Annotated in this window: 25 protein-coding genes; 13 read left to right on the forward strand and 12 right to left on the reverse strand. The window is 40.9% G+C overall.

Annotation, left to right across the window (positions count from 1 at the left end):
• Positions 1–72: 72 nt before the first annotated feature.
• Entirely contained in the window at positions 73–789 is a 717-nt protein-coding gene (locus EZ437_RS10005) for a ferritin-like domain-containing protein (RefSeq protein WP_131595786.1), read from the forward strand.
• 11 nt (positions 790–800) lie between these two features.
• A complete protein-coding gene (locus tag EZ437_RS10010; protein ID WP_131595787.1) occupies positions 801–1,619 on the forward strand; it encodes a ferritin-like domain-containing protein in 819 nt (272 codons plus the stop codon).
• A gap of 137 nt (positions 1,620–1,756) precedes the next feature.
• Here EZ437_RS10010 and mqnC read toward each other — a convergent pair whose 3' ends face one another.
• Positions 1,757–2,881 carry a cyclic dehypoxanthinyl futalosine synthase gene (gene mqnC, locus EZ437_RS10015; protein WP_131595788.1) on the reverse strand — a complete coding sequence of 375 codons (1,125 nt, stop codon included), beginning with the start codon at positions 2,879–2,881 and terminating at the stop codon, positions 1,757–1,759.
• A gap of 145 nt (positions 2,882–3,026) precedes the next feature.
• Between mqnC and EZ437_RS10020 the strand changes: the two genes are divergently transcribed.
• The 6 genes from EZ437_RS10020 (at position 3,027) to guaB (ending at position 9,590) form a co-directional block, all read left to right on the forward strand.
• The gene (locus tag EZ437_RS10020; RefSeq protein ID WP_131595789.1) at positions 3,027–4,271 is read left to right on the forward strand and encodes a M16 family metallopeptidase; all 1,245 of its coding nucleotides are present in this window, start codon (positions 3,027–3,029) and stop codon (positions 4,269–4,271) included.
• Positions 4,264–5,538 carry a M16 family metallopeptidase gene (locus tag EZ437_RS10025; RefSeq protein ID WP_131595790.1) on the forward strand — a complete coding sequence of 425 codons (1,275 nt, stop codon included), beginning with the start codon at positions 4,264–4,266 and terminating at the stop codon, positions 5,536–5,538. Before EZ437_RS10020 ends, EZ437_RS10025 begins: the two co-directional genes overlap by 8 nt.
• Positions 5,539–5,583: 45 nt before the next feature.
• Positions 5,584–6,045 (forward strand): GNAT family N-acetyltransferase, encoded by a 462-nt coding sequence (locus EZ437_RS10030; RefSeq protein ID WP_131595791.1) that lies wholly within the window; start codon positions 5,584–5,586, stop codon positions 6,043–6,045.
• Positions 6,046–6,115: 70 nt separating this feature from the next.
• On the forward strand, positions 6,116–7,630 hold the full coding sequence (locus tag EZ437_RS10035) for a glycoside hydrolase family 43 protein (protein WP_131595792.1): 1,515 nt from the start codon (positions 6,116–6,118) through the stop codon (positions 7,628–7,630).
• Positions 7,631–7,643: 13 nt separating this feature from the next.
• Positions 7,644–7,934: a SelT/SelW/SelH family protein gene (locus tag EZ437_RS10040; RefSeq protein WP_131595793.1), complete on the forward strand. Its 291-nt coding sequence runs from the start codon at positions 7,644–7,646 to the stop codon at positions 7,932–7,934.
• A gap of 186 nt (positions 7,935–8,120) precedes the next feature.
• A complete protein-coding gene (gene guaB / locus EZ437_RS10045; protein ID WP_131595794.1) occupies positions 8,121–9,590 on the forward strand; it encodes an IMP dehydrogenase in 1,470 nt (489 codons plus the stop codon).
• Between the two features lie 2 nt (positions 9,591–9,592).
• Here the strand turns inward: guaB and EZ437_RS10050 are convergent, their stop codons facing one another.
• From EZ437_RS10050 to EZ437_RS10070, 5 genes are all read right to left on the reverse strand, one after another.
• Positions 9,593–10,300 (reverse strand): hypothetical protein, encoded by a 708-nt coding sequence (locus EZ437_RS10050; protein WP_131595795.1) that lies wholly within the window; start codon positions 10,298–10,300, stop codon positions 9,593–9,595.
• A 116-nt stretch (positions 10,301–10,416) separates the two neighbouring features.
• Complete coding sequence (locus EZ437_RS10055) at positions 10,417–11,781, reverse strand: hypothetical protein (RefSeq protein WP_131595796.1); 1,365 nt, start codon at positions 11,779–11,781, stop codon at positions 10,417–10,419.
• Positions 11,782–11,805: 24 nt separating this feature from the next.
• Positions 11,806–12,399 (reverse strand): YceI family protein, encoded by a 594-nt coding sequence (locus EZ437_RS10060; RefSeq protein ID WP_131595797.1) that lies wholly within the window; start codon positions 12,397–12,399, stop codon positions 11,806–11,808.
• A 125-nt stretch (positions 12,400–12,524) separates the two neighbouring features.
• Entirely contained in the window at positions 12,525–12,932 is a 408-nt protein-coding gene (locus EZ437_RS10065) for a hypothetical protein (RefSeq protein WP_131595798.1), read from the reverse strand.
• A 5-nt stretch (positions 12,933–12,937) separates the two neighbouring features.
• On the reverse strand, positions 12,938–13,543 hold the full coding sequence (locus EZ437_RS10070) for a YceI family protein (RefSeq protein WP_131595799.1): 606 nt from the start codon (positions 13,541–13,543) through the stop codon (positions 12,938–12,940).
• A 196-nt stretch (positions 13,544–13,739) separates the two neighbouring features.
• Here EZ437_RS10070 and EZ437_RS10075 point away from each other — a divergent pair, with 196 nt between their 5' ends.
• Entirely contained in the window at positions 13,740–14,276 is a 537-nt protein-coding gene (locus tag EZ437_RS10075) for a pyridoxamine 5'-phosphate oxidase family protein (RefSeq protein WP_131595800.1), read from the forward strand.
• Between the two features lie 5 nt (positions 14,277–14,281).
• Here the strand turns inward: EZ437_RS10075 and EZ437_RS10080 are convergent, their stop codons facing one another.
• The gene (locus EZ437_RS10080; RefSeq protein ID WP_131595801.1) at positions 14,282–16,108 is read right to left on the reverse strand and encodes a hypothetical protein; all 1,827 of its coding nucleotides are present in this window, start codon (positions 16,106–16,108) and stop codon (positions 14,282–14,284) included.
• A 135-nt stretch (positions 16,109–16,243) separates the two neighbouring features.
• Between EZ437_RS10080 and EZ437_RS10085 the strand changes: the two genes are divergently transcribed.
• From EZ437_RS10085 to hemN, 4 genes are all read left to right on the forward strand, one after another.
• On the forward strand, positions 16,244–17,428 hold the full coding sequence (locus EZ437_RS10085) for a PAS domain-containing sensor histidine kinase (protein WP_131595802.1): 1,185 nt from the start codon (positions 16,244–16,246) through the stop codon (positions 17,426–17,428).
• Between the two features lie 44 nt (positions 17,429–17,472).
• Positions 17,473–18,528 carry a response regulator gene (locus EZ437_RS10090; RefSeq protein ID WP_131595803.1) on the forward strand — a complete coding sequence of 352 codons (1,056 nt, stop codon included), beginning with the start codon at positions 17,473–17,475 and terminating at the stop codon, positions 18,526–18,528.
• 81 nt (positions 18,529–18,609) lie between these two features.
• Entirely contained in the window at positions 18,610–19,074 is a 465-nt protein-coding gene (locus tag EZ437_RS10095; protein ID WP_131595804.1) for a Rossmann-fold NAD(P)-binding domain-containing protein, read from the forward strand.
• Positions 19,064–20,422, forward strand: a complete 1,359-nt coding sequence (gene hemN, locus EZ437_RS10100) for an oxygen-independent coproporphyrinogen III oxidase (protein ID WP_131595805.1) — start codon at positions 19,064–19,066, stop codon at positions 20,420–20,422. The genes EZ437_RS10095 and hemN overlap by 11 nt, the downstream gene beginning before the upstream one ends.
• Before the next feature lie 7 nt (positions 20,423–20,429).
• Here hemN and EZ437_RS10105 read toward each other — a convergent pair whose 3' ends face one another.
• From EZ437_RS10105 to EZ437_RS21550, 5 genes are read right to left on the reverse strand one after another with little or no spacing between them, the layout of a single operon-like run.
• Positions 20,430–21,113, reverse strand: coding sequence for a sulfite exporter TauE/SafE family protein (locus EZ437_RS10105; RefSeq protein WP_131595806.1), 684 nt, complete (start codon positions 21,111–21,113; stop codon positions 20,430–20,432).
• Complete coding sequence (locus EZ437_RS10110; protein ID WP_131595807.1) at positions 21,106–21,318, reverse strand: FixH family protein; 213 nt, start codon at positions 21,316–21,318, stop codon at positions 21,106–21,108. Before EZ437_RS10110 ends, EZ437_RS10105 begins: the two co-directional genes overlap by 8 nt.
• 4 nt (positions 21,319–21,322) lie before the next feature.
• Complete coding sequence (gene ccoG, locus EZ437_RS10115) at positions 21,323–22,720, reverse strand: cytochrome c oxidase accessory protein CcoG (protein WP_131595808.1); 1,398 nt, start codon at positions 22,718–22,720, stop codon at positions 21,323–21,325.
• A gap of 4 nt (positions 22,721–22,724) precedes the next feature.
• Entirely contained in the window at positions 22,725–23,537 is an 813-nt protein-coding gene (locus EZ437_RS10120; RefSeq protein WP_225869545.1) for a cbb3-type cytochrome c oxidase N-terminal domain-containing protein, read from the reverse strand.
• Complete coding sequence (locus EZ437_RS21550) at positions 23,534–23,698, reverse strand: hypothetical protein (protein ID WP_165500376.1); 165 nt, start codon at positions 23,696–23,698, stop codon at positions 23,534–23,536. Before EZ437_RS21550 ends, EZ437_RS10120 begins: the two co-directional genes overlap by 4 nt.
• Positions 23,699–23,707 lie beyond the last annotated feature (9 nt).

Here is a 23,707-nt window from a genome sequence, read left to right on the forward strand (position 1 = left end):
GTGTCATTATAAAGCAATATGAAGCTGTTCTTAAAGCAGTCTAATAAAATTTTAAAAGCAAATTCTAAAACTATGAAACAATTACTTGAAAAAAATGAGAAAGAAATACTGCTAGAGGACCGCAGTATACTTACCTCTCCATTACAACGTCGTTCCTTTCTGCAATTTGCAGGGGTAAGTGTAGCAGGCATAGCCTTAGTTGCAGCCGGATGTAAAAAAGACAAAAACGACACCCCGATCCAAACGGGTGTAACACTTGATTTTAAAGATGATTTTGGTGTATTGAACTATGCATATGCGCTGGAACAACTAGAGGCAGCATTTTACATCAAAGTTGCATCTGCTCCGCCTTCAGCTTTTACCCCTGCTGAAAAGGCATATTTTCAGGACATTCAGTTTCATGAAATTGCTCATAGGGAATATTTAAAAAAGGCGCTTGGTACGGCTGCGGTTGGTAGTTTGGAAGTAGATTTTTCAAGTATCAATTTTGCAGATAAAGCAAGTGTATTGGGTGCAGCAAAAGCATTTGAAGATCTGGGCGTAGCTGCTTACAACGGCGCAGGAAAACGTCTTACCACTCCGGCGTATTTATTGGCGGCCGGTAAGATTGTTTCGGTTGAGGCGCGTCATGCTGCTTACATCCGCGATTTAATCACTCCAGGCAGTTTTGCTGCAAACGATGTGATAGACGCTAATGGATTGGACAAGGCATTTACCCCAACTCAAGTCCTTGCAGCAGCAGGTATGTATATCAAAACCAAAATTAACGTAGTTGGTCTAACAGCTTAAAACTAGAAATTATGAATATCGTAAATATATTAGAAGAAATTGAAAAAGTAGACGGAGAAGTTTATGAACGTCTGAACCCGAGAAGGGCAGCAATGAAAAGCTTTGTTAACATGGGTAAAAAAGTATCTCTTGCGGCAGTGCCCCTTGCTTTGGGATCAATGTTTCAAAAAGCATATGGTCAGACATTACCCACCGCTGTTAAAGATGTTTTAAACTTTGCTTTAACCTTGGAGTATCTGGAATACCATTTTTATAACCATGCAGTACTAGCCGCACCAGGCTTGTTAAGCGGTGCAGCATTAACAGCTATAAGTACTATCCGTGATCACGAATTGGCTCACGTAAACTTGCTTAAAGGTGCATTAGGGGCTACAGATGCACGCCCGGCATTGGCCTATACAGATTTTGATTTTACAGCCGGTGGAACTTTTGGTGATGTTTATACCAATTATAATACTTTCTTAGCTGTTGCCCAGGCATTTGAAGATACAGGTGTTAGAGCCTACAAAGGACAGGCAGGTGTACTTAAAGGATTGGATGTATTGACTACTGCTTTGCAGATTCACTCTGTCGAAGCACGTCACGCAGCGCATATCCGCACCATGCGTGGCCAGAAACCCTGGATTACTCTTGGAGCAGGTGGTGTAGCTAATGATACTGGTATTGCGGCTGTTGATGCTGTTTATGCTGGTGAGAATGAGGAAATGCAAACAGGCGTGACCATTACGGGCATTGCAACAGGGGTTACAAAAGCGGCAGCTGTGGAATCATTTGATGAGCCGTTGGACAAAGCAAAAGTTTTAGTGATCGCTGGGTTATTCATTAGATAGTTAATATTTAATATAACAGCTCAAATTTTAATGGGTTAGAATTTGAACGCTATTATATAACAAATATTTGTTTTGAGTTTGGGGAAGAGGGCGTCAGCTTTCTTCCCTTTTTTATTGAAAATAATTCTATAACGCACTTAATAAGTGATTATCTGTTCTTCCAGGTGCTCAGGAAGATCACGATAATTGTACTGCTGTCCGCGTAACTGCGGTTCAAACCCGGCTTCCCTGATTGCCTCTTGTATTCCTTTTGCGGTAAAGCGATGCGGAGCACCTGCTGCAGACACAACATTTTCTTCAATCATAATCGATCCAAAGTCATTTGCTCCGGCATGCAGACAAAGTTCAGCTACATTCTTACCTACAGTAAGCCAGGAGGCCTGAATATTGATCACGTTGGGCAGCATGATCCTGCTCAATGCCAGCATTCTGATGTATTCATCGCCAGAGACATTATTACTGATACCTCTCAGCCGCTTCAACAAGGTTCCGTCATCCTGAAAAGGCCATGGTATAAAAGCCAGAAACCCTTTAGCATCTGCCGGCTTTTCACTTTGTACTTCCCTGATCCATACCAAATGCTCAAAACGTTCTTCAATGGTTTCTACATGCCCAAACATCATTGTAGCGGAAGTAGTAATGTTCAGCTGATGGGCAGCACGCATTACATCCAGCCATTCCTGTCCGCCGCATTTGCCTTTAGAGATCAGTCTGCGTACCCGGTCATTCAATATCTCGGCACCAGCGCCTGGAAGTGAATCCATTCCGGCATCCTTCAAAGCTCTCAATACTTCGGTATGGGTCAAACCTTCCAGCTTTGCCACATGGGCAATTTCAGGAGGGCCTAAAGCATGAAGCTTCAAATCAGGGTATAATTCTTTTAGCTGTTTAAAAAGTTCGCTATAGAAGCTCAAACCAAGATCAGGATGATGTCCGCCCTGAAGTAAAAGCTGATCACCACCCAGTCTGAATGTTTCTTCTATCTTTATCTTGTAAGTTTCAATGTCCGTAATGTAACTTTCATCATGCCCTGGTCTTCTAAAAAAATTGCAGAATTTACAATTAGCTATGCAGACATTTGTCGTATTCACGTTGCGGTCTATCTGCCAGGTAACTTTACCGCTGGGCACTTGTTTTTTCCTCAGTTCATTGGCCACATACGCCAGTTCGGCTGTCGAAGCATTATTATATAAAAAAACACCTTCTTCTTTTGTTAAGAAGTCGAAATTTAAAGCCCTCTCTAATAATCTGGCAGTTTCCATGCCGCAAATTTAGCGAAAAAAGCGCTATGCCGCAATTTATATAAGGTGTTGACCGAGGTTGATTTTCACGCTTTTGCAATATTTTTGTAGCTTTTCATGAATGCTTACTGAGTTTTATCTAAGTTTGGCGCATTATTTTCAATTTATGGTAGATTTTAATCGTTTTACATTAACCAATGGCCTGCGGGTACTCGTACACGAGGATGATACAACACCTATGGCTGTGTTAAATATATTATATGATGTGGGTGCACGGGATGAGGAGGGGGATAAAACTGGTTTCGCCCATCTATTTGAACACCTGATGTTTGGGGGTTCTATAAATATTCCGAGCTATGACGAGCCCCTGCAAAGGGTCGGCGGTGAGAACAATGCCTTTACGAGTAACGATATTACCAATTATTATATCACCTTGCCGGCAGTAAACCTGGAAACTGCTTTCTGGCTGGAAAGCGACAGGATGCTGAGTCTGGCATTTTCCGAAAAAAGCCTCGAAACACAAAGAAATGTAGTATGCGAGGAATTTAAACAGCGTTATCTGAATCAGCCTTATGGAGACGTTTGGCTTAAGCTAAGACCGCTTGCTTATAAAAACCATCCTTATCAGTGGGCTACTATTGGGCAGGACCTGAAGCAGATTGAAGATGCAAGAATGGAAGATGTGAAAGCATTCTTCAAAAAGCACTACAATCCCCAAAATGCCATTATGGTAGTTGGCGGAAATGTTAAAACTGAAGCCGTCAAAGCACTCGCCGAAAAATGGTTTGAACCGATTCCCGCAGGCGATAAATACCTGAGGAACCTGCCGCAAGAAGCCATACAAACTGAAGCAAGAAAGGAAACTGTGAAAGCAGACGTACCGCTAAATGCGATCTATATGGCATTCAAAATGCCGGAACGCAGAGATCCTGAATACCAGTGCTACGATTTGATGTCAGATGTGCTTTCTCAGGGTCACTCATCCAGATTATACAATAGCCTGCTTAAGGAACAGCAGCTGTTTAGTGATATTCATGCTTATATTACCAGCAGCATCGATCAGGGCTTGTTTGTAATAGAAGGTAAACTTGTAGAAGGGGTGTCCGTTGAGAAGGCAGAAGCCGCTATCTGGGTCGAATTAAACAAGATTCGTGTTGAGGAAGTCACAGCTGAGGAAATAACCAAAGTAAAGAACAAATCAGAATCAATCATGGTATTTGCAGAAATGAGTTTGCTGGATAAGGCGATGAACCTGGCCTATTATGAACTGCTTGGTGATGCCGCCGGATTAAACACAGAGATTGATAAATACCTGGCTGTTACTCCTTCAAGGATTTTACAAGCTGCTAAATCTACTTTTGTGAAAGAACAATGTTCTACTTTATACTATTTAACTGCCCAAGATGTTTAACCGTACGCTAGCCCCCGAATCCAAACACATCGATGAAATTCATTTTATTGAGCCGTTAAAGCAACAACTGGATAATGGTATATCTGTATTTACTGTCAATGCAGGTAAACAGGAACTTGTCCGCATTGAATTTATATTTGAAAATGTAAACTGGAATCCGTCAAAGCCGCTTGAGGCCATTTCGGTAAGCCATTTAATCAGCAACGGAACACCGGAACTGTCTGCAAGGGAAATTGCTGATCAGGTAGATTATTATGGGGCATTCCTGCAAACAGAATATGGCGCAGACCAGAGTACCGTAAAACTCTATACACTGAACAAGCACCTGGTCTCGGTATTGCCCATCCTGCGTTCCATATTGAACGATAGTATTTTTCCTGAACAGGAACTGGCTATCTTTGTTCAGAACCAGAAGCAATCGCTGCAGGTAAGTCTTCAGAAAAACGATTATCTGGCGAGGAAAACTTTTGCAAATGCCCTTTTTGGAGATACAACATACGGATCTAATATTGATGCTGCAGATTATGATGCCATCAAAAGAGAAGACTTACTCGCTTATTTCAAAAGCGCATATAAACCGGAAAACTGTACAATTTTTGTAGCGGGCAAGTTTGAGGAAGCTGAGTTTAATATACTAAATAGTGTGATCGGTGGAAAATGGAGCAACCACGGACAGTCAACTGTTAATCAGTTTAGTTTTACTGAGACAAGAGGAGCAGAGTTGCTGATCGAAAAGCCCGAAGCCTTACAGTCGGCTATCCGGATGGGTACATTAGGAATTACGCGAAAAAATGTTGATTTCGCAGGCTTCCAGGTGTTAAATTGCCTGCTGGGTGGTTACTTTGGGTCCAGATTGATGGCTAATATCCGTGAAGATAAAGGGTATACATACGGCATAGGCTCAGCTGTTACTTCTCTAAAAGATGCAGGTTATTTCTTTATCGCTACAGAAGTTGGCGCAGATGTATGTGCAAGCGCTCTTACAGAAATAGAGAAGGAAATAGATCTCCTTAAAACTGTACTGGTACCTGAGGCTGAACTGGATCTGGTACGTAATTATATGCTAGGTTCTATGCTAGGCAGCCTGGAGAATGCTTTTTCTCATGCCGATAAATTCAAAAATGTATATTTCTCAGGGCTTGATTATGGCTACTATGAGAATTACATACAAACTGTTAAGCATATCACACCTGCTGAATTACAGCAACTTGCAATCCGATATCTTAATACTGAAAACTTTGTTAAGGTGGTGGTTGGAAAAAAATAAAACAAAGAAATTGTACATATGTTGATATGAAAATTGACAGCTATTATGCCAGCTACTAAACTTAACATTAACGAACTGATTTACAAAATCAACCAGGATCTGGATGCAGTAGACTGGACAAGGGTGTGTGAGCTTTTTTCTAAAGTGGAATGGCGAACACGTACAGAAGCCGAGATTTCAACTGCTTTCAGACAAAGTAGCTGGACTATTTTTATCTATGAAAATGACCTGCTCATAGCCTTTGGAAGAACGGTAGATGATGGCAGATATTACGCAATGCTCGCCGATATCGTGGTAGATCCGGATTATCAGGGAAATGGACTTGGTAAATACCTGGTCAATGCCCTGAATGAGAAGCTCGGCGATAATTATCATTTCGTAACCCTTACCGCTGCTCCCGGAAAGGGCAAGTTTTATAAAAGCATTGGCTGGAAAAAGCAGTCCACTTCTTACATCTGGCCACAGGGACCAAAACAACTAAGGCAACATACTGAACCAGAAGAATGATTCAATTTTATATATTGCGGTCTATTAAATTTAACTATCAATATATTATAGAATTAAACCAAATCCTGCAATGGCAAAATCTACTTTCAAATATATCCTCCTAACGATTCTGTGTCAAGTTTTTACAGCCATGACACTGGTGACTGCTCAAAACATCCGTCCTGTTATTGCAGGGGATTTTGCCGATCCTTCCGTGATCAGAAAAGGAAATGAATACTTTGCCATTGGAACATCGTCTGAATGGGCACCGCATTTTCCGATATTTAAGTCTGCAAATATGAAAGACTGGAAACAAACCGGTTATGTATTTGATAAAGCACCTGACTGGACCTCAGGGTCATTTTGGGCACCAGAATATTACTTTCACAACAACACTTATTTCATCTACTATACTGCCCGCCGTAAGTCTGACAATGTATCTTATATAGGTGTAGCGACATCCCAATTTCCTGATAAAGGATTTAAAGATCACGGAATCATTATTGAATATGGAAAAGAAGCTATAGATGCTTTTGTATATAATGACAATGGGCAGTTGTACATCACATGGAAAGCTTATGGGTTGGATACCAGGCCTATTGAAATACTGGGAAGTAAACTTTCGGCCAGTGGACTTTTACTCGAAGGTGAAACCTTCAGTCTTTTGAAAGACGAGCCAAGGATAGGGTTGGAAGGACAAAGTATATTGAAAAAAGGCGACTATTATTATCTCTTTTATTCAGCAGGAAACTGCTGCGGTGTTAATTGTGATTATAATGTGAGGATAGCAAGGTCCAAAAACTTTAAAGGCCCTTACGAACTTTATGAGAAAAATCCTGCCTTACAGGAAAATGCGGAGTGGAAATGTTCGGGACATGGAACTTTTGTAAATACTCCCGAGGGCAAAACATACTATCTCTATCATGCTTATAATAAAGCGTCAACTGTATTCACAGGTCGACAAGGCATGCTTGCAGAACTAATCTGGCCAGAGAATAATGGCTGGCCTCTTTTTAAAGAACAAAGTGCCGACGTTAAAAGCAATGACTTTAAGGACTCATTTACAGCAAAAACACCTGCTATAAGCTGGCAGTGGGATTTTCGTAATGCTACTCCGGTAGTGAAACAGCAAAAAGGTAATTTGCATCTTTCTGGTGAGGTAAAGAAAGGTAATGGGGCAGGCGTAGTGCTTACTCAGCGCCCTGCAGCTGCATCATATGAAATGAGCACCACTGTAGTGAATAAAAATGATGCTTTAAAAGGACTGGCAATCTATGGCGATGCAAATGCAGCTATTGGAATCGGCGTTATTGGTGATAAGATTGAATATTGGGTGATCAAGGATAATAATAGAAATGTTCTGGGTACAGCTCCATTGACATCAAAAATAAATCCTGTTAGTTTAAAGATCAGCGCGCAGGCAGACATGACCTGCAAGGTATATTGGACTCAAACGCCAGGAGAATGGAAAGAATTGACCAGTGAAGCTGAGCAGTCCATTAAATTTCTCCCACCATGGGACAGAAGCCCCAGAGCAGGTCTTAACTTTAGTGGCATTCCAGATCAGGAAGCAGTATTTTCTTCATTTGAGTTGACTTATAAATAGATCTGTATTGAAGATGAAAGCATCAAAACCAACTGTCAGCATAGAATATTGCCCAAGGTGTGGATGGATGCTCAGGGCAGCATACATGGCGCAAGAATTACTGAGTACATTTACTGATGACCTCCATGGTGTACTGTTAATCCCCAGTGAAACAGGTGGCGTTTACATTATCAGTATCAATGATCAAATTGTATTTGATAGAAAAGACAAAGGCCGTTTTCCCGAAGTTAAAGAACTGAAACAGATGATACGTGATGTAGTAAGTCCTGAAAAAGACCTTGGTCATTCTGATAAACAAAATTAAATGTCGCTATGCTACAAATAAAATGATTTAAAAATTTCAACCTTAACAATCTTTGACATTGATGGTTGGCATATTAATCTTAGTGTAATCTTTTGTGCTTAGCTGTCATAACTAGCAAAACTGTTGCGCCGTTTGGATAATAATCGTATCTTTGCCTCGCAAATAGTAACTCCTAAATTATTTGCTATGCAACTCGATCCTAATAAATTTGTAGCTGAAGGTCTAACATACGATGACGTATTATTAGTACCTGCATATTCTGAAGTTCTCCCACGTGATGTAGATACGGGAAGCTTTCTTACCAAAAAAATACGTATTAATGTTCCGATAGTTTCCGCAGCAATGGATACTGTTACTGAATCAGGATTGGCTATTGCCATTGCTCAGGCTGGCGGTATAGGTATGCTTCATAAAAACATGAGTATAGAACGTCAGGCAGAGGAAGTAAAAAAGGTGAAACGCTCAGAAAGCGGAATGATCCAGGATCCGGTTACTCTGAGTAAAGATGCTAAAGTTGCTGATGCCTTCCAGATCATGAAGGAGTTTAAAATAGGGGGGATACCTGTTATTGATGAGGACCGCAAATTGGTAGGTATCATTACCAACCGTGACCTTCGTTTTCAGAAAGACATGCAGCGCAAAGTTTCTGAGGTTATGACCCGTGAAAACCTGATTACTGCTGCTGAAGGAACAACGCTTTTACAGGCGGAGGAAATTTTGCAGGACTATAAAATTGAGAAGCTTCCTGTTATCGATGGCGATGGCCGCCTTGCCGGCTTAATTACTTTTAAAGACATCCAGAAATATAAAAACTATCCTAAGGCTTGTAAGGATGAACGCGGAAGACTGCGTGTAGGTGCTGCCGTTGGGGTAGCTGCTGATAATATCGACCGCGTAGCCGCTTTAGTGCAGGCAGGTGTAGATGTTGTTACTGTTGATACCGCTCATGGACACTCTAAGGGTGTAATTGATATGGTCAAAGCAATCAAGGAAAGATTTCCGGATTTGCAGGTTATAGCAGGTAATATTGCGACTGCAGACGCGGCAAGAGCACTTGCAGCAGCAGGGGCTGACGCAGTTAAAGTGGGTATCGGCCCAGGCTCTATCTGTACCACCAGGATCATTGCAGGTGTAGGTGTACCCCAGTTATATGCTGTATTTGAATGTGCGCAGGCGCTGATTGGCACCGGCATTCCTGTCATTGCCGACGGTGGTATCAAACAAACAGGTGATATTGTAAAAGCGCTGGCTGCAGGTGCAAGCTCGATCATGGCAGGCTCCCTGTTTGCAGGAGTAGAAGAATCGCCGGGCGAAACAATTATATACGAAGGGCGTAAGTTTAAATCCTACCGTGGTATGGGTTCAGTTGAAGCCATGCAGCAGGGATCTAAAGACCGCTATTTCCAGGATGAGGAAGATGTAGTAACGAAACTGGTGCCTGAAGGGATAGTTGGCCGTGTTCCTTACAAAGGAACATTGGCTGAGGTTATCTATCAGTACGTAGGAGGATTGAGGGCCGGAATGCACTATTGTGGTGCAGCTACGATAGAAGATCTTCAAAAAGCAAAATTTGTGCGCATTACCGCTGCAGGTATGAGAGAAAGTCACCCGCACGATATTTCCATTACCAAAGAAGCACCAAATTATTCGCGTTAGTATTAAAGATACTCATCCGGGCCTAATTCCCAGGTCCAGGGTTTTTTGAAATTGGTAAATGTGCGCAAGCCTTTTAGCGTGAGCGGCTGTTCAGTTGTTTCATTTGTTAAAAGACTATTGTCTGTTTTTCCAATGGTAACTACGCGTTTTTTTGTCAAAAAATCGTACTGCTTGTCATTCATTTCACCTGATGTGCTATGATAGGTATGGTTGTTTGCATTAGTAAGCTGCCAGTCTTTATTCAGGTATTTAAATGAATAGCCTAACTTCCATCTCCAGGTACCCCCACCTTCAAAAGCAAGGCTGAGCTTATTGTCATTGATGCTCATTGGTCTTAGTGGATCGCCCATAGCACCACCTTCTTCGGAGCGCAGTACAAAGTTGTTGTTTTGTGTAACAATCCGGTAATTCCTGCCGGTCTTAAAATACACCGCCAATATTCTGGGTCTTTGAAGCTCTGTGATCAGTTCTGTAGTATTGTCGCCATATGCCCTGTTTTCCTTTACAGCGGCATAGAATTCAATGATCAGTGCAAGGTCTTCAACTTTATCGTTATTGAGATCCCCATAAGCAGAATCAACCACTTTCCATTGAGGGGGAATCAATGCTTTTATAGTCTTGCCCTGGGCGTTCATGATAGGGTATTTAAATGATTGGGAAAAGGCAGAACCGCTAACTGCGATAAATAACAGGAAGATTGTTGTTTTCATATTTGCTATAGAACGAAATTTAAGGATAAATATTCTATAAAAGGCAAAAGCCGGAATTCTCCGGCTTTTGTTGGTATTAGCTTATGTGTTATTTTATTGTTCACCAATGAAGCAGATTAAAAGCCTACAACCGCTTCTACAACGTAACCATTGAATTTTCCGCCTGAACGTATGTCTGCTGTAGGGAAATCTTTGTATTTCTGAACCACATACTCGCCTTTAAGCATTACATTTTTAGTCAGGAACCATCCGGCGGCCGCAGCCATGCGGTCAATCTTAACATCAGCAGTATAGGCTATCGGACCTGCACCAGTACCTGTTGCATTGTTTGCCAGGCGTGCAGAAACGGTGTTGTATTTGGCGCCAATGAACAAGTTTTCGTTAATTCCGAATCTATACACACCGTCAATAGAGAATTGTTTTGCATCGCGTGTGTCAGTTTCTCTTGCAGTCCTTCCTGAGGCCTGCTCATAGGTGCCAAACACCTCCACCCCTTTTACCTTAAGGAAACCATTCAACATAAAAGTGTTGATTTTTTTAGAGAATCCCGGATTAAAACGGCCGGAAAATGCCATTGCAGTAGATTCTGAAATGGTATTGGGTTCCATCACATATTGATAATTTGAACCTGTACGGTCACCGCCAAATAAGGTGTTTGATCCACCGCCCTGGTTGCCATAATATGATCCGCTTACTCTCACTCGGATATCACTGGTTAACTGTCTGTCAAATCCACCTTTTAATAAAATCGAAGGAGATTTGGTATAGTCACCATCTGGATTTGCTACTGCAGTAAGAGAATCAATATTTCCTTTGATCATACCATTGGTCATTCCTATTAAACCGAACAATCCATTTTTTCTAAGCATTACCTGACCGCCAATTTCTGTAGCAAAGGCATCCATAATGTTGTTCTCCATAAAAGGATTGAACAGGGTGTTTCCTCCATCGCTTCTACGATAATGGGCATCCCCATAGTCTATCTCATAATGTCCAATTTTTATAGTCGCTATTTCCATCAGATCTTCCCATATCTGACCTTTGAAGGGAAGTTTATCAAACTGAATGTAACCGCCTTTGATCCATACTTCGTTATGGTGCCTTGAAGAAAGATAGCTGGTAATGTTTAGTCTTACTCCATCAGCTAATTGAACATCCAGAAATAAATTGGCTTGTGCTGTCATAAAGCCAGGAGTAATGTTTCTCAGTTTATTTCCTGGTGTACCAACTGCTCCAATATTATTTTTCAAAGCATCAGGGTTTTTGTGTTTCAGATTTTGGAACTGTTGGGTAAAGCCTGCTCCAAATTTTATCTTAAGGCCGTCAAATGTGGTGATGGTATCTTTGGGATCTTCAAACACATTGATTCCAGTTTTATCATAAGCTCTTAAATTGTCTATTTTTTGAAATTGCGCTGTAGAGAGCAATGGAGAGAAGCAAAGCACCATGGCGCCTGCTAACATTAGTTTATTTGTTTTCATGATCATTGATTTAATGAGTGTATACTAATTTTTGAAAGTAAAATTGTAGTCAATGGTAAGGTCATTGTCGACCTTCATAGCACCCAGCATAAAGCTTGGCGGCTGTATGTTGAAATCTGTCAGCTTAAGTTTTTGTTGGCCTGTACAGTTGATCGATCCATCTTCTTTTACTTCCCCATTTACCATCATAGTGATAGCTTTAGAAGATCCGGCAATGGTCAATGTACCGTTTGCCTTAACGCTGAATTTATTCTTCTTAACAGGTGTTATAGTAGCATTGCTTAGCTTAAAGGTGATCTTAGGGAATTGCTCAGCTTTAAGTGTTTTATAAGTACGGCCATCCATCGAACTGTGTTCGCTTTTAAGGCTCTTAGTATTTACGCTAAAGCTCAATGAAGTCAGACTTTTAGGAGTATTTTCCCCAGTGGTCAGCGATCCAAAAGCAGCTTCACATACAGGGTTTTGAGCAATCATCGTCCAGCCATGAACATTCGAACCACCAGATATCTTAACTGTGTTTTCTCTGGCTGTACTTAATTTGTATTGAGCTTGTGTCTGCATTCCGATAACGGAAAATGCGATCATAAATGCGATGGGGTATAGAAGTTTTCTTTTCATTTTGTAGGACTTTATTGTCTCCTCAAAGGTACCTCCTGTTAATGGTGCCGGGCATGATTGCTGATACCAATATTCATGATGCTCATCACATAATTGGTGTATTTAAGCTATTGATTTTAAAATATTTATGGGTTTGTTTTTGCGAATACAATTCCTGCTGCTATGGCCTGCATAAGACCATATACAAACCAGCTTAATACCATGGTAGCAGTGATGTCCAACGCACTGAATGTGATCCACATTACAGGTAGTAGCGCAACGATTGAGTAGACAAGGCCAAATTCCAAACCTCTTATTAAATAAGACCCATGAAATAGACCTTTAAACCGGTCCCAAAACCAGGATAAAGCAAAACTGATGATAAAAGCATGTAAATAAAATAACAGGTCTCTGCTTCCGTCCGAATTGAAAAGCGGGTTGTTGTATTCTACAAATACAACAGGGAAAAACCGAACAGCCATATATAGGCCACCATAGCATAAGACAAACAATATAGATCCGGCAATAAAGCCTGAATAAAAGATTTTCTTCATTATATTTAATTTAGTTGGGTCATTTTTAAAATGAATTCTACTGCCAATGTATCATTGGTCTGGATCATTCCTCCTAATTTTCTGGGTGGAACTATATTAAAATCTGAAAAGGTTATTTGCTTGCTACCAATCAGCGTTATGGTATTTCCACCTATTGGCAAGCACCTGTAGTCAATCTCAAATTTTTTAGTCACCCCGGCAATAGATATTGTCACTGCCCCTTTTAATAAATGCGCTTTCTCCGATGGCTCTGGATATTTACTCAGACTGATGAATTTTATAATCAGGCTTGGGAACCTATCTGCTTTCAGTGTTTTTCTAAGATCCTTTGTCATAATAGGGTTATGACAATCAAAGGCCCTTATGTCAAGCATCATGATACCGGTAATTTTAACAGGCTCATTTAAGTTAGTTTTATAGAAAGTTAATGTATCTGCCTTCGGGTAACTTGGAATTACACAGCTGAATTTATTGACATTTGTACTGCCATTAACCTTTACCGAGCAATCTTTATTTAATACCCATTTCACAGAAGTATTTCTATAGGTTATAAATCCATAAGATAACGGCAGCATAAGCAATATGACAGACAATAATTTTAGATGATTCATAATCAGGATCTACACCCGCAAAAATTGCCATTTTATATAGTTAATGACATGATAGCCATCATTAACAATAATGATCCTCGTTATCAAAATAACCTACCACAATAAAGTATTGCTGAAACTAATTGGTTAAAATCAGAACTTTTATCCGGAGTAACTTGTTAGGGTAGGAGTATATATTTACCTAAATTTTATCCCTATGAACAGTATCAATAAAAATCAACCAGAAGATACAAATGAAAATCTTAGCCAGGAAGAGGCTTTAAAGAAAGTTAAAGAACTGATTGAACAGGCTGAAACCTGTTTTTTTTGTACAGAGGCTGCAACCGGCCCGTCTAAAGGGGTTAGGCCTATGACTATACAACAGGTAGATGAGCATGGCAACCTGTGGATCATTAGTGCAAAAGATAGCCATGTAAATGCAGAAATAGCCATCGACTCGAGGGTTAAGCTATATTTTCAGGGCTCCAAACATTCCAATTATCTTTACCTGACCGCTGAAGCAACCATTCATGAAGATGAGTCAAAAATAAAGGAACTCTGGAGTCCATTTTTAAAAGTGTGGTTTACAGAAGGAGAGAATGATCCCCGTATTTCCTTATTAAAAATAGTACCGTCAACGGGTTACTATTGGGATAATAAACATGGAAACCTGGTTGCGGGTGTTAAAATGTTAATCGGAACTGCCTTGGGTAAAACCCTTGATGATTCTATCGAAGGACAGATCCGGATGTAGTCAAGTTAGCTCATTAATGCCTTCAATCTTTCAGAAATCAGGTTAAACTGACGCAGTTGTTCCGTGTCCCACATGTGTTTTGACAGATCAGTGCTATTAATGAGCTCTCTATAATAATTAATACCGTTATTCAGCTGGTCATAAAATTTGGAAAAATACTTTGATTTTTTGCCATTTACTTCTTGCAATTTTTCATTCCAGTCTTCCCATTGCAAATTTACATCATCAAGGATGTTTTCAATTTCCTTTTTCAGGTAGTCGATATACAGTCCAAACTCTTTGATGAATAAGTTGGGCCTGGCAATGCCTGCAAGCAAGTCATTCTTTCCATATATATGGTCAATCATTTCCTTCAGACTATATTTTTTGTTAAAATAGGCTAAGTTAGGGCCAGGGCAAATACTTACTGCTTTATTTTCTCTTGGTCTTAATAGGTCATCTGCGAGGTAAGCTGAGGCGCACAAGCCTTCGCAAAGGCAAATTTTTTCAGTCACTTTGCTGATTTGTTCGGTCAACTTCGCCTGCTCAAAACCCATAGATTGCAGCTGCTTTATTTTGAGGTTCTGGTATTCTCTCGAAGCCGTACAGATAGGTTCCGCAGTAAATTCGGTATTGCTCACAAGAAACTTTTTTGTGCATGGACTGCCCGGCCTGCCCCGTTCAATCCGCTCTATTCTTTGCTGTTCACCCGTGCTTTTTGCAAAATTATTAAATGGGATGCCCAGTGGAGAGGCATCACTTAAATAGAAATCGCATTCTTCAGCATCGGCTAGTTGCACCAGTGTATCTGCATCTACATTTGTTGCTTCAGGTACCAGTAAAAACGGGCTGCCCCACCCAGCAGCATCAAGCTGGTAATAACTAATCAGGAACTGATGTTCTTCTGCGGTACCTATTCCGCCTTGTACCGTGATTTTTTGAACAGGATTAAATGATTGAAGTAATTTTATTTCCTTTCTCAGCAGCGCATTGATATATAGTTCAAGCAGCTCACCATGAAGGAGCATACGGTTGTCCTTAAATTCCTGCAGGATCGGGCCAAGCAACAGACCTTCTGTGGCAAATGCATGTCCTCCGCAATTAAGTCCTGATTCTATTCTGAATTCAGACACCCACAAGCCTTTTTTTGCCAATACCTTAGCCTGTATCAGCGCCGACCGGTAGTCGCTCACTTTTAGTATGATCTGTTTGTTAAAGCTACCATCTTCCTTTGGATAGAAGTCGCTAAATTCTTCCATATAGCTAAACAGTCTTGGATTTAACCCCGCTGATATCACAACTGAAGAATTAAGTTCGCTGTTTGCAAAACCTCTTATGGCTGCTAATGCATCGGTATGCTCGTCACCTAAATAAACATCCTTAAGGTAATTGGCTTTATCCACCTTCGACATGATATTTACATCAATATTACCTGTTGCAATATCTCTTTTTAATTCCCATTGTAAAAAATGCTTTTCAGTTCCGATTGGTAATAGCTGCATGTGATGGTATTTTGCACTTAGTTGGGATCCTTCAGGTAACAGTTCAAAATACCTGCACAGATCGTTGTCCTCCTCAAAACTCATTTGCGTCATTTCAGAAGCCTGTTTGTTTACCAGTTTCGTCAGCAGGTTTAAATAAGCAGTAATTCTTTCAGACCTGCTATTGGGGTCACTTTTTGTAATCAGCTGATAAGGCTCATGATTAATTTCAGAATGGTGTTTTCGCATTCTTTCTGTAAGTTCATCGTCTACAATAGAAACTACTGAGGATATACCAAATCTGGCTACTTTTAAAGGAGTGTCTATCGAATAACCCAGTCCTAATACAGGAATATGAAAAGTGTGTGGCATAAATGAAATTTTATCCGGCAAAGAAGCCTATATTAAGCCTTTTAAAACATGACGGTAGTCACTATTTCTAATGACAATCATTACGATAAGTGAACTGCGTTTTATTAATTTTGTAATGAGCTGTTAAATTAAAATATGGAAAGTGGTAAACTGTTAAAAGCAATTATAGAATCTGCGATAGATGGGATCATCACTATTGACAATAGAGGCAGGGTAGAGAGTCTTAATCCAGCGGCATTAAAATTATTTGGATATAAACTGGAGGAAGTGATAGGCCGGAATATCTCTGTTTTGATGCCGGAGCCTGATAAAAGCAGTCATGACGGCTATCTCCATCGTTATCAAAGTACGGGTGAAAAACGTATTATCGGCAAGGGAAGAGAAGTGAGGGGATTACGAAAAGACGGTAGTACGTTTCCATTTCGCCTGGCGGTAAGCGAAGTACAATATGACGACAGGGTGATCTATACTGGGTTTATTCACGATCTCTCCAAAGAAAAGGAAGCTGAACAGCGTTTAAAAGAGTACGCAGCCGAACTTGAAGAGCTGGTAAATGAACGTACTAAATCCTTGAAAAAGATGCTTCACGCACTAAGTGAGGCAAAGGAAGAAGTAAGTCTGTCGCTGCTAAAGGAGAAGGAACTCAATCAGATGAAAAGCCGCTTTGTATCGATGGCTTCACATGAGTTCAGGACCCCGCTAAGCTCCATACAGCTGTCATCTGTACTGATCGAGAAATATGCTGAGCCTTTTGACAACCCCCATATTAAAAAGCATGTCAGTAAAATTAAAAATGCTGTAGGTAATCTTACGACCATACTCAATGATTTTCTATCTCTTGAACGGCTTGAAGCAGGAAAGGTAGAGCCAGCCTTTACTCCCTTTGATATCGTGAAGCTTTCTGAAGAAGTTACTGAAGAAATGCAGATGATTGCTAAAGAAGATCAGAACATTATTTATCAGCATACTGGTATAGAAAGCATGGTCAATCTTGATCAAAACCTGCTCAGGAATTGTATGATCAACCTGATATCTAATGCCACTAAATATTCAGGTGAGCATACATTTATTGAATTTAACACAGAAGTTACCGATACTCAGTGCATCGTGACAATACGCGATAATGGAATAGGCATTCCCGAGTCGGACCAAAAGAATTTATTTCAGGCGTTTTTCAGGGCACATAATACAGGTAACATTCCCGGTACTGGCCTGGGATTAAATATTGTCCAGAGGTATGCCGGACTGATGGGCGGAGAACTGCATTTTGAGAGTAAAATTAACGAAGGGGCTATATTTACACTTTCATTTAAAAGATAAATGGCTTGCCTGTTAATAGCCGATACTAACTAAATAAAATATCCATGGATAAAGTAAACATTCTGATCATTGAAGATAATGATGACATCAGAGAGAGCACAGCAGAGATTTTAGAGCTGGGTAATTTTAAAGTTATCCAGGCATCCAATGGTAAGCAGGGTGTTGAACAAGCTAATAAACACCTTCCGGATCTCATTCTTTGCGATATCATGATGCCCGAACTTGACGGTTATGGTGTACTTCATATTTTAAGCAGGAACAAAGAAACAGCTGCAATTCCTTTTATATTCCTGACTGCAAAAGCAGAAAGAATGGATATGCGAAAAGGAATGGAAATGGGTGCCGATGATTACCTCACCAAGCCCTTTGACGAAATGGAATTATTGAACGCCATAGAATCCAGACTCAAAAAAAAGGAATCTCATAAACAGCTCTATAGTGCTTCACTGGAAAAAATAAGTACACTTCTCGATAAGAATAAGGGCCTTGAAGAACTTAGTAAATTGATATCGGAACGAAAAATCAGGAACATAAAAAAGAAGCAGGTGATTTATTATGAGGGAGATACTGTAAACGGGATTTATCTAATCATTAACGGCGGCGTGAAGACCATAAAAGTTGCCGGGGATGGTAGGGAACTATTGACCGGTATGTATGGGCCGGACGAATATTTTGGAATACCAGCGCTTTTGGCGAATGAGAATTATAAAGATACCGCTGAAGCTACAGAAGATACATCCTTATGTCTCCTGCCAAGATTACCCTTAGAAGAGCTGCTAAACAAGTATCCTGACGTGGCTGCCCAGTTTATAAAAATTCTTGCAAACAATATTTTAGATAAAGAAGAGCAGTTACTACAGTTGGCCTATCATTCTGTTAGAAAGCGCATGGCAGAGGTATTGATGCGGCTAAACACAAAAGAAAATCTTGAAAATTCTCAGCTGAATGTATCAAGGGATAATCTTGCCGCAATGGCTGGTATTGCTACCGAGACGGTAAGCCGTATCCTGAGTGATTTTAAAGACGAAGGGTTAATAGAAAGAAAGGCCAGTCAGATCACGATTCTAAACCCTGTCAAGCTCCAAAACATGAAAAACTGATCAAGATCACTATTCATAGGTGATCGGACTCATTATTTAATGCCCTGATTCCGGCTAATTTTGAAAGATAAAATTATTGGAATGAGAGTAGTAGCATATAGTATAAAATCGGCAGACAAGGAGCCGCTTGCATTAGCAAACCATAAGAGGCACGAAATAACGCTGATTTCTAACTCATTAACTGCTGAAACTGTTTTTTACGCAAAAGGTAAGGAGGCTGTTATTGTGTATACTGGTGATGATGTGTCAGCACTGGTGATCAACCAGCTTGCTGATCTTGGTGTCAAGTACATCGCAACACGGTCAACCGCTACCTCACATATAGACCATATCGCCGCAGGCATACGTCAACTCAAGATTGCAAATGTTCCGCAAAGCGCTTTAACTGATTTGGATGAGGAAGCGCTCCCGATGGCGTTGGCTATAGAAACGATTCATAATCTTGATAAGTGGCAGGAAAGAAAATGCCTCGGTGATGCTTGTGTATGTGCGAAGGCATGCGATCAGGCTAAGTCTGATCCATTAAATCATGATCATGGACAGTAACCAGCTTGCCGACAAATACCGCGTAGCTGCGCCCAGATATACCAGCTACCCTACCGTACCTTACTGGGACGAAAACAACTTTGATGAAACACAATGGAGGGAGAGATTAATAGCTTCCTATAGGGATAGTCCCGAAGGGCTTAGCGTGTATGTTCATCTACCTTTTTGCGAAAGCTTGTGTACCTATTGTGGTTGCAATACCCGTATTACAAAAAATCATGGGGTAGAACGGCCCTATATAGCCACTGTGCTAAAAGAATGGAAACTATATGTAGACCTGCTTGGTTCAAGACCGGTTATTAAAGAAATACATTTAGGAGGAGGTACACCGACTTTTTTTAGTCCTGATAACCTGGAATTACTCATTGATGGAATTACCCAACAGGCAGAATTGCATAAGGATGCTGAATTTAGTTTTGAGGCCCATCCCAACAATACTACAGAAGAACACCTTAAAACTTTATATAACCTTGGCTTCAAGAGGTTAAGTCTTGGGATACAAGATTTTGATCCGGTTGTTCAGTTGGTCATCAATAGGGTTCAGTCTGTAGAGGCTGTAGAAAATGTTACACACATGGCCAGGGAAATAGGATACAGCTCAGTAAATTATGACCTGATATACGGATTGCCATTGCAGTCATTAAACGGTTTGACCACAACCCTGAATGCCGTCATTAGATTGAACCCGGACAGGATTGCTTTCTATAGTTATGCACATGTACCATGGGTAAAACCAGGTCAAAGAAGGTATACTGAAGCTCATTTGCCATCTCCCGACTTAAAAAAACAACTTTATGAAACAGGAAGGGGATTATTGGTAGCAGCTGGATATGCAGAGATTGGTATGGACCATTTTACACTTACTACCGACAGTCTTTATCAGGCTGAGATGAAAGGCACGCTGCATAGAAATTTCATGGGTTATACCGAGCAGCAAAGTGATGTAATGATAGGATTGGGTGTTTCATCTATCAGCGATTGCTGGACTGCATTTGCACAGAACGTCAAAACGGTGGAAGAATACATGCGCATCGTAGATGCTGGCAGGCTTCCTGTTTTTAAAGGCCATATCTTAAATAATACTGATCTGGTAATCCGCAAACATATTCTTAACATCATGTGCAGGGGAGGTACTTCCTGGTTTTTTCCTGAAGAGCGGGATGAAAATTTTATACTGGGTATTCAACGTATGAAGAGCCTGGCCGATGACGCGCTGGTAGTGCTTACTCCTTACGACCTCAAAGTGACTCCTTTAGGTAAGCGTTTTCTCAGAAACATATGTATGGCGCTTGATGCAAGGCTATGGGCTCATAAACCTGCTACACAACTATTCAGCATGGCAGATTAAATGAAGCTTACTTACATTCCGTAGTGGCATTGGGCTGCTGCGGACTAATATAAGGTATATTGAGCTCCAATCCCCTGAACACAAACCAAATTCCTAGCAGCAGCATGGCATAAGGCATCACCTTATTGAGCTTATTTCTGAAAGATAGCTTAGAGAAGCTCAGCACAATCGCAGCGGCCAGCATCATAGGTACAGTTCCCGTACCAAACCAAAACATATAGCTTACCCCCTCAAATACGGTTTTCGTATTTAATGCACCGGCCAGGGCCAGATACACAAAGCCGCAAGGCAGCAGCCCGTTGATCATGCCGATGATCAAATGATTTGCCTTGTGCTTCAGTGCATAATCAAAGGCAGCATTGAAAAACTTTAAAGAAACGAAACTGGTCTGCTTTAGCATGCTTTGCTTAAAAATTCTGGAGCAGCCCGCCATGATGATCAGTACACCCGTTAAAATGCTTACGCCTTGCTGAAATCCTGCCTGCCAGATCTGTCCACCTACTAATCCTACCAAAGCTCCAAGTAAACAATAGGAGATTATCCTGCCAAGCTGATAGATCAGCTTATTCCATAAAAGTGCTGCCCAGCCAGGCTGATGAAGGGGTACAGCAAAAGCCAGAGGCCCGCACATGGCCACACAATGTACAGAGCCCAACAGACCAATCAGAAAGGCTAGCTTTTCGTTACTCATGCTGCCTGATTTTATGTGACAAAGCAATGCTGTCTTGCTTCACTTTTTCCATGCGTTTAATTTCCTGGTCGTAATTCAAACCTTTCTCATAATAATCTTCGTCCACCAGAGGGTCTGGATTACTTCTGATCATTAAGGTAGCCAACACTATTATAAAGGCCATAAATGAAGCCATTCCTATCATTATTTTTGTTCCCCAGTTCATAAGCTTAATTATTTGGTGGTGCGATAAATGTTGTTTCAAATTGGTCTGTTACCTTATCATCAGACAGGAGTTTGAAACCTATTTTAGTTTTATATGATTTGATCAGTTCCTGCGGCATGATGACAAAAAAGGTAATCTTTATGCTGCTGCCATACTTTATGCTGTCTGCTTTCTGCACCCACTGTATCTTCATATGCTTGTCATCCGGTACAAGGCTGAACCTGATATTTCGATTCGTTTTATTGACCAGTTCTGCGGTATACAAATTACTAACAGCTTTATCTTTTTCCCGCAGCTGATAAATTGTGCCGCTGGCGCGGAGTATAGTGGTCTCAATATCCGTGCGCCTGATCAGTAGAAAAGTCAGTATTATGGATAAGACCAGTAACAAGGCGCTATAACCATATATTTTTTTGCTGATTCTGAATGAAGTCTTATTCCTGATCTGGCTTTCAGATTTAAATCCGATTAGGTTTAGGGGCCTGCTGATCTTAGTCATCACCATATCGCAGGCATCTATACAGGCTGTACAGTTTACGCATTCCAGCTGCGTACCATTCCGGATGTCTATTCCTGTAGGGCATACCTGCACACATAGTTTGCAGTCTATACAGTCGCCATGCAGATTTTCTTTATCCCTGTTGATCTTGTTCCTGGGTTCCCCGCGTTCATAATCGTAGGCAACTATGATACTCTCGTCGTCCAGCAATACTCCCTGCAAGCGGCCGTAGGGGCAAACCACCGTACACACCAGTTCCCTCATCCGGGAAAAAACCAGATAAAATATAAAGGAAAATATCCAAATGGTTATGAAGCCTGATAGATGTTTGTGTATCGGCTCAGTCATGATCCTTACCAGCATCCCCGAACCGATAATGTATGCCAGGAATATATTGGATATTAGGAACGAGATACCAAAAAACAAACTGTGCTTCAGCGCTTTCTTAAAGAATTTATCAGCAGTCAGAGGCCCCTCATCCAGCTTTTGCTGATGATGGTGATCGCCTTCTATCCAGTGCTCTATTTTGCGGAATACCATCTCCAGAAAGATGGTCTGCGGACATACCCAGCCACAGAATACCCTGCCAAAAATTACTGTAAAAAGTATAATGAAAACTATGAAAACCAGTAGCGCCAATACGAAAAGATAGAAGTCCTGTGGCCAGAAAACAAGGCCAAAGAATACAAATTTCCTTTCTAGTATGTTTAGCAGGATCAGCTGTTCACCGTTCAGTTTAATGAACGGTGCTGAAAAGAGCAATAGAAGGAAAATATAGCTCAATGCAGAGCGGTATTGGTACAATTTTCCTTTTATAATCTTAGGGTAGATCCATTTTCTCTTGCTGCCATCATCTGTAAGTGTGGATAGCTGATCTCTGAAATCTCCCGGGGCCTGCGACATGTTGCTATAATTTAGTTCCCTGTGGTGCTTTCGCTCCGGCAGGTTTACTTCCCTTCAAAGACATGATATAGCTGGTTATATCTGCTATTTGTTTAGGGCGCATGGTTTTTTCCCATGCAATCATCCCTTTATCTGGAACTCCATATTTAATTGTTTTGAAAATATCCTTTACAGTGCCACCATGCAGCCAGAACTCATCAGTCAAATTGGGGCCCACTATTCCCTCTCCCTTTTCTCCATGGCAGGGGGCACAGGCGGTTTTAAACAATCCGGCCCCAGCCTGTAATACAGGAGCATCTTTAGATTGTTCTACATTATTCTCATTGATCTTATTCGCTCCATTGCCCGGCTTAAGCAGCATAGCGGTTTTAGCCTCTTCTGCCTGCTTTAACTCGATCACATACTCTTCTTCCTGTAGTGGTGCCCAGTTAAATACATGGTAGTTCAATAGATAAATGATACCGAAGATGATAGTTCCGTAAAACAATACCATAAACCAGGCAGGAGTGGGATTGTCCAGTTCCGCTATTCCGTCAAACGTATGTTCCATTACCAGGTCTTTTTCTTCTGATATAGGTTTCAGCCCCATCAATCGAAGCCATACAGAAGGTTGTTTGGACTCCGGAGCAATCGTTTGGTCTTCAGCGGCTTGCTCTTTCGCTAGTTTTCTCAGTCTCTTTTCTTCAGGCGTAGCAAATATGGTAGGGTTAATGGTTTCCTCTACAAATACCCTGATCACTTTGAGCAGTAAAAAGGCCACTCCCAGCATGATGATTGCGGTAGCCAGCAGTAAGGTTATAAAAATATCGGTCATCATTGTTCGTCTTCTAATGGCAGGTTACTCATGTATTTAATGGTATCTTTTTTCATCACCAGCAGCAGTACTGCTACCGTTATGAAAAACACGAAGAATATGGCCAGTGAGGCGATCATATATCCCTGGTGTCCGTCTGCCTGATCTAAAAATTGCTTAAACATGGTATATCG

The organism is Pedobacter psychroterrae (assembly GCF_004331695.1).
GTDB classification, from domain to species: Bacteria; Bacteroidota; Bacteroidia; order Sphingobacteriales; family Sphingobacteriaceae; genus Pedobacter; species Pedobacter psychroterrae.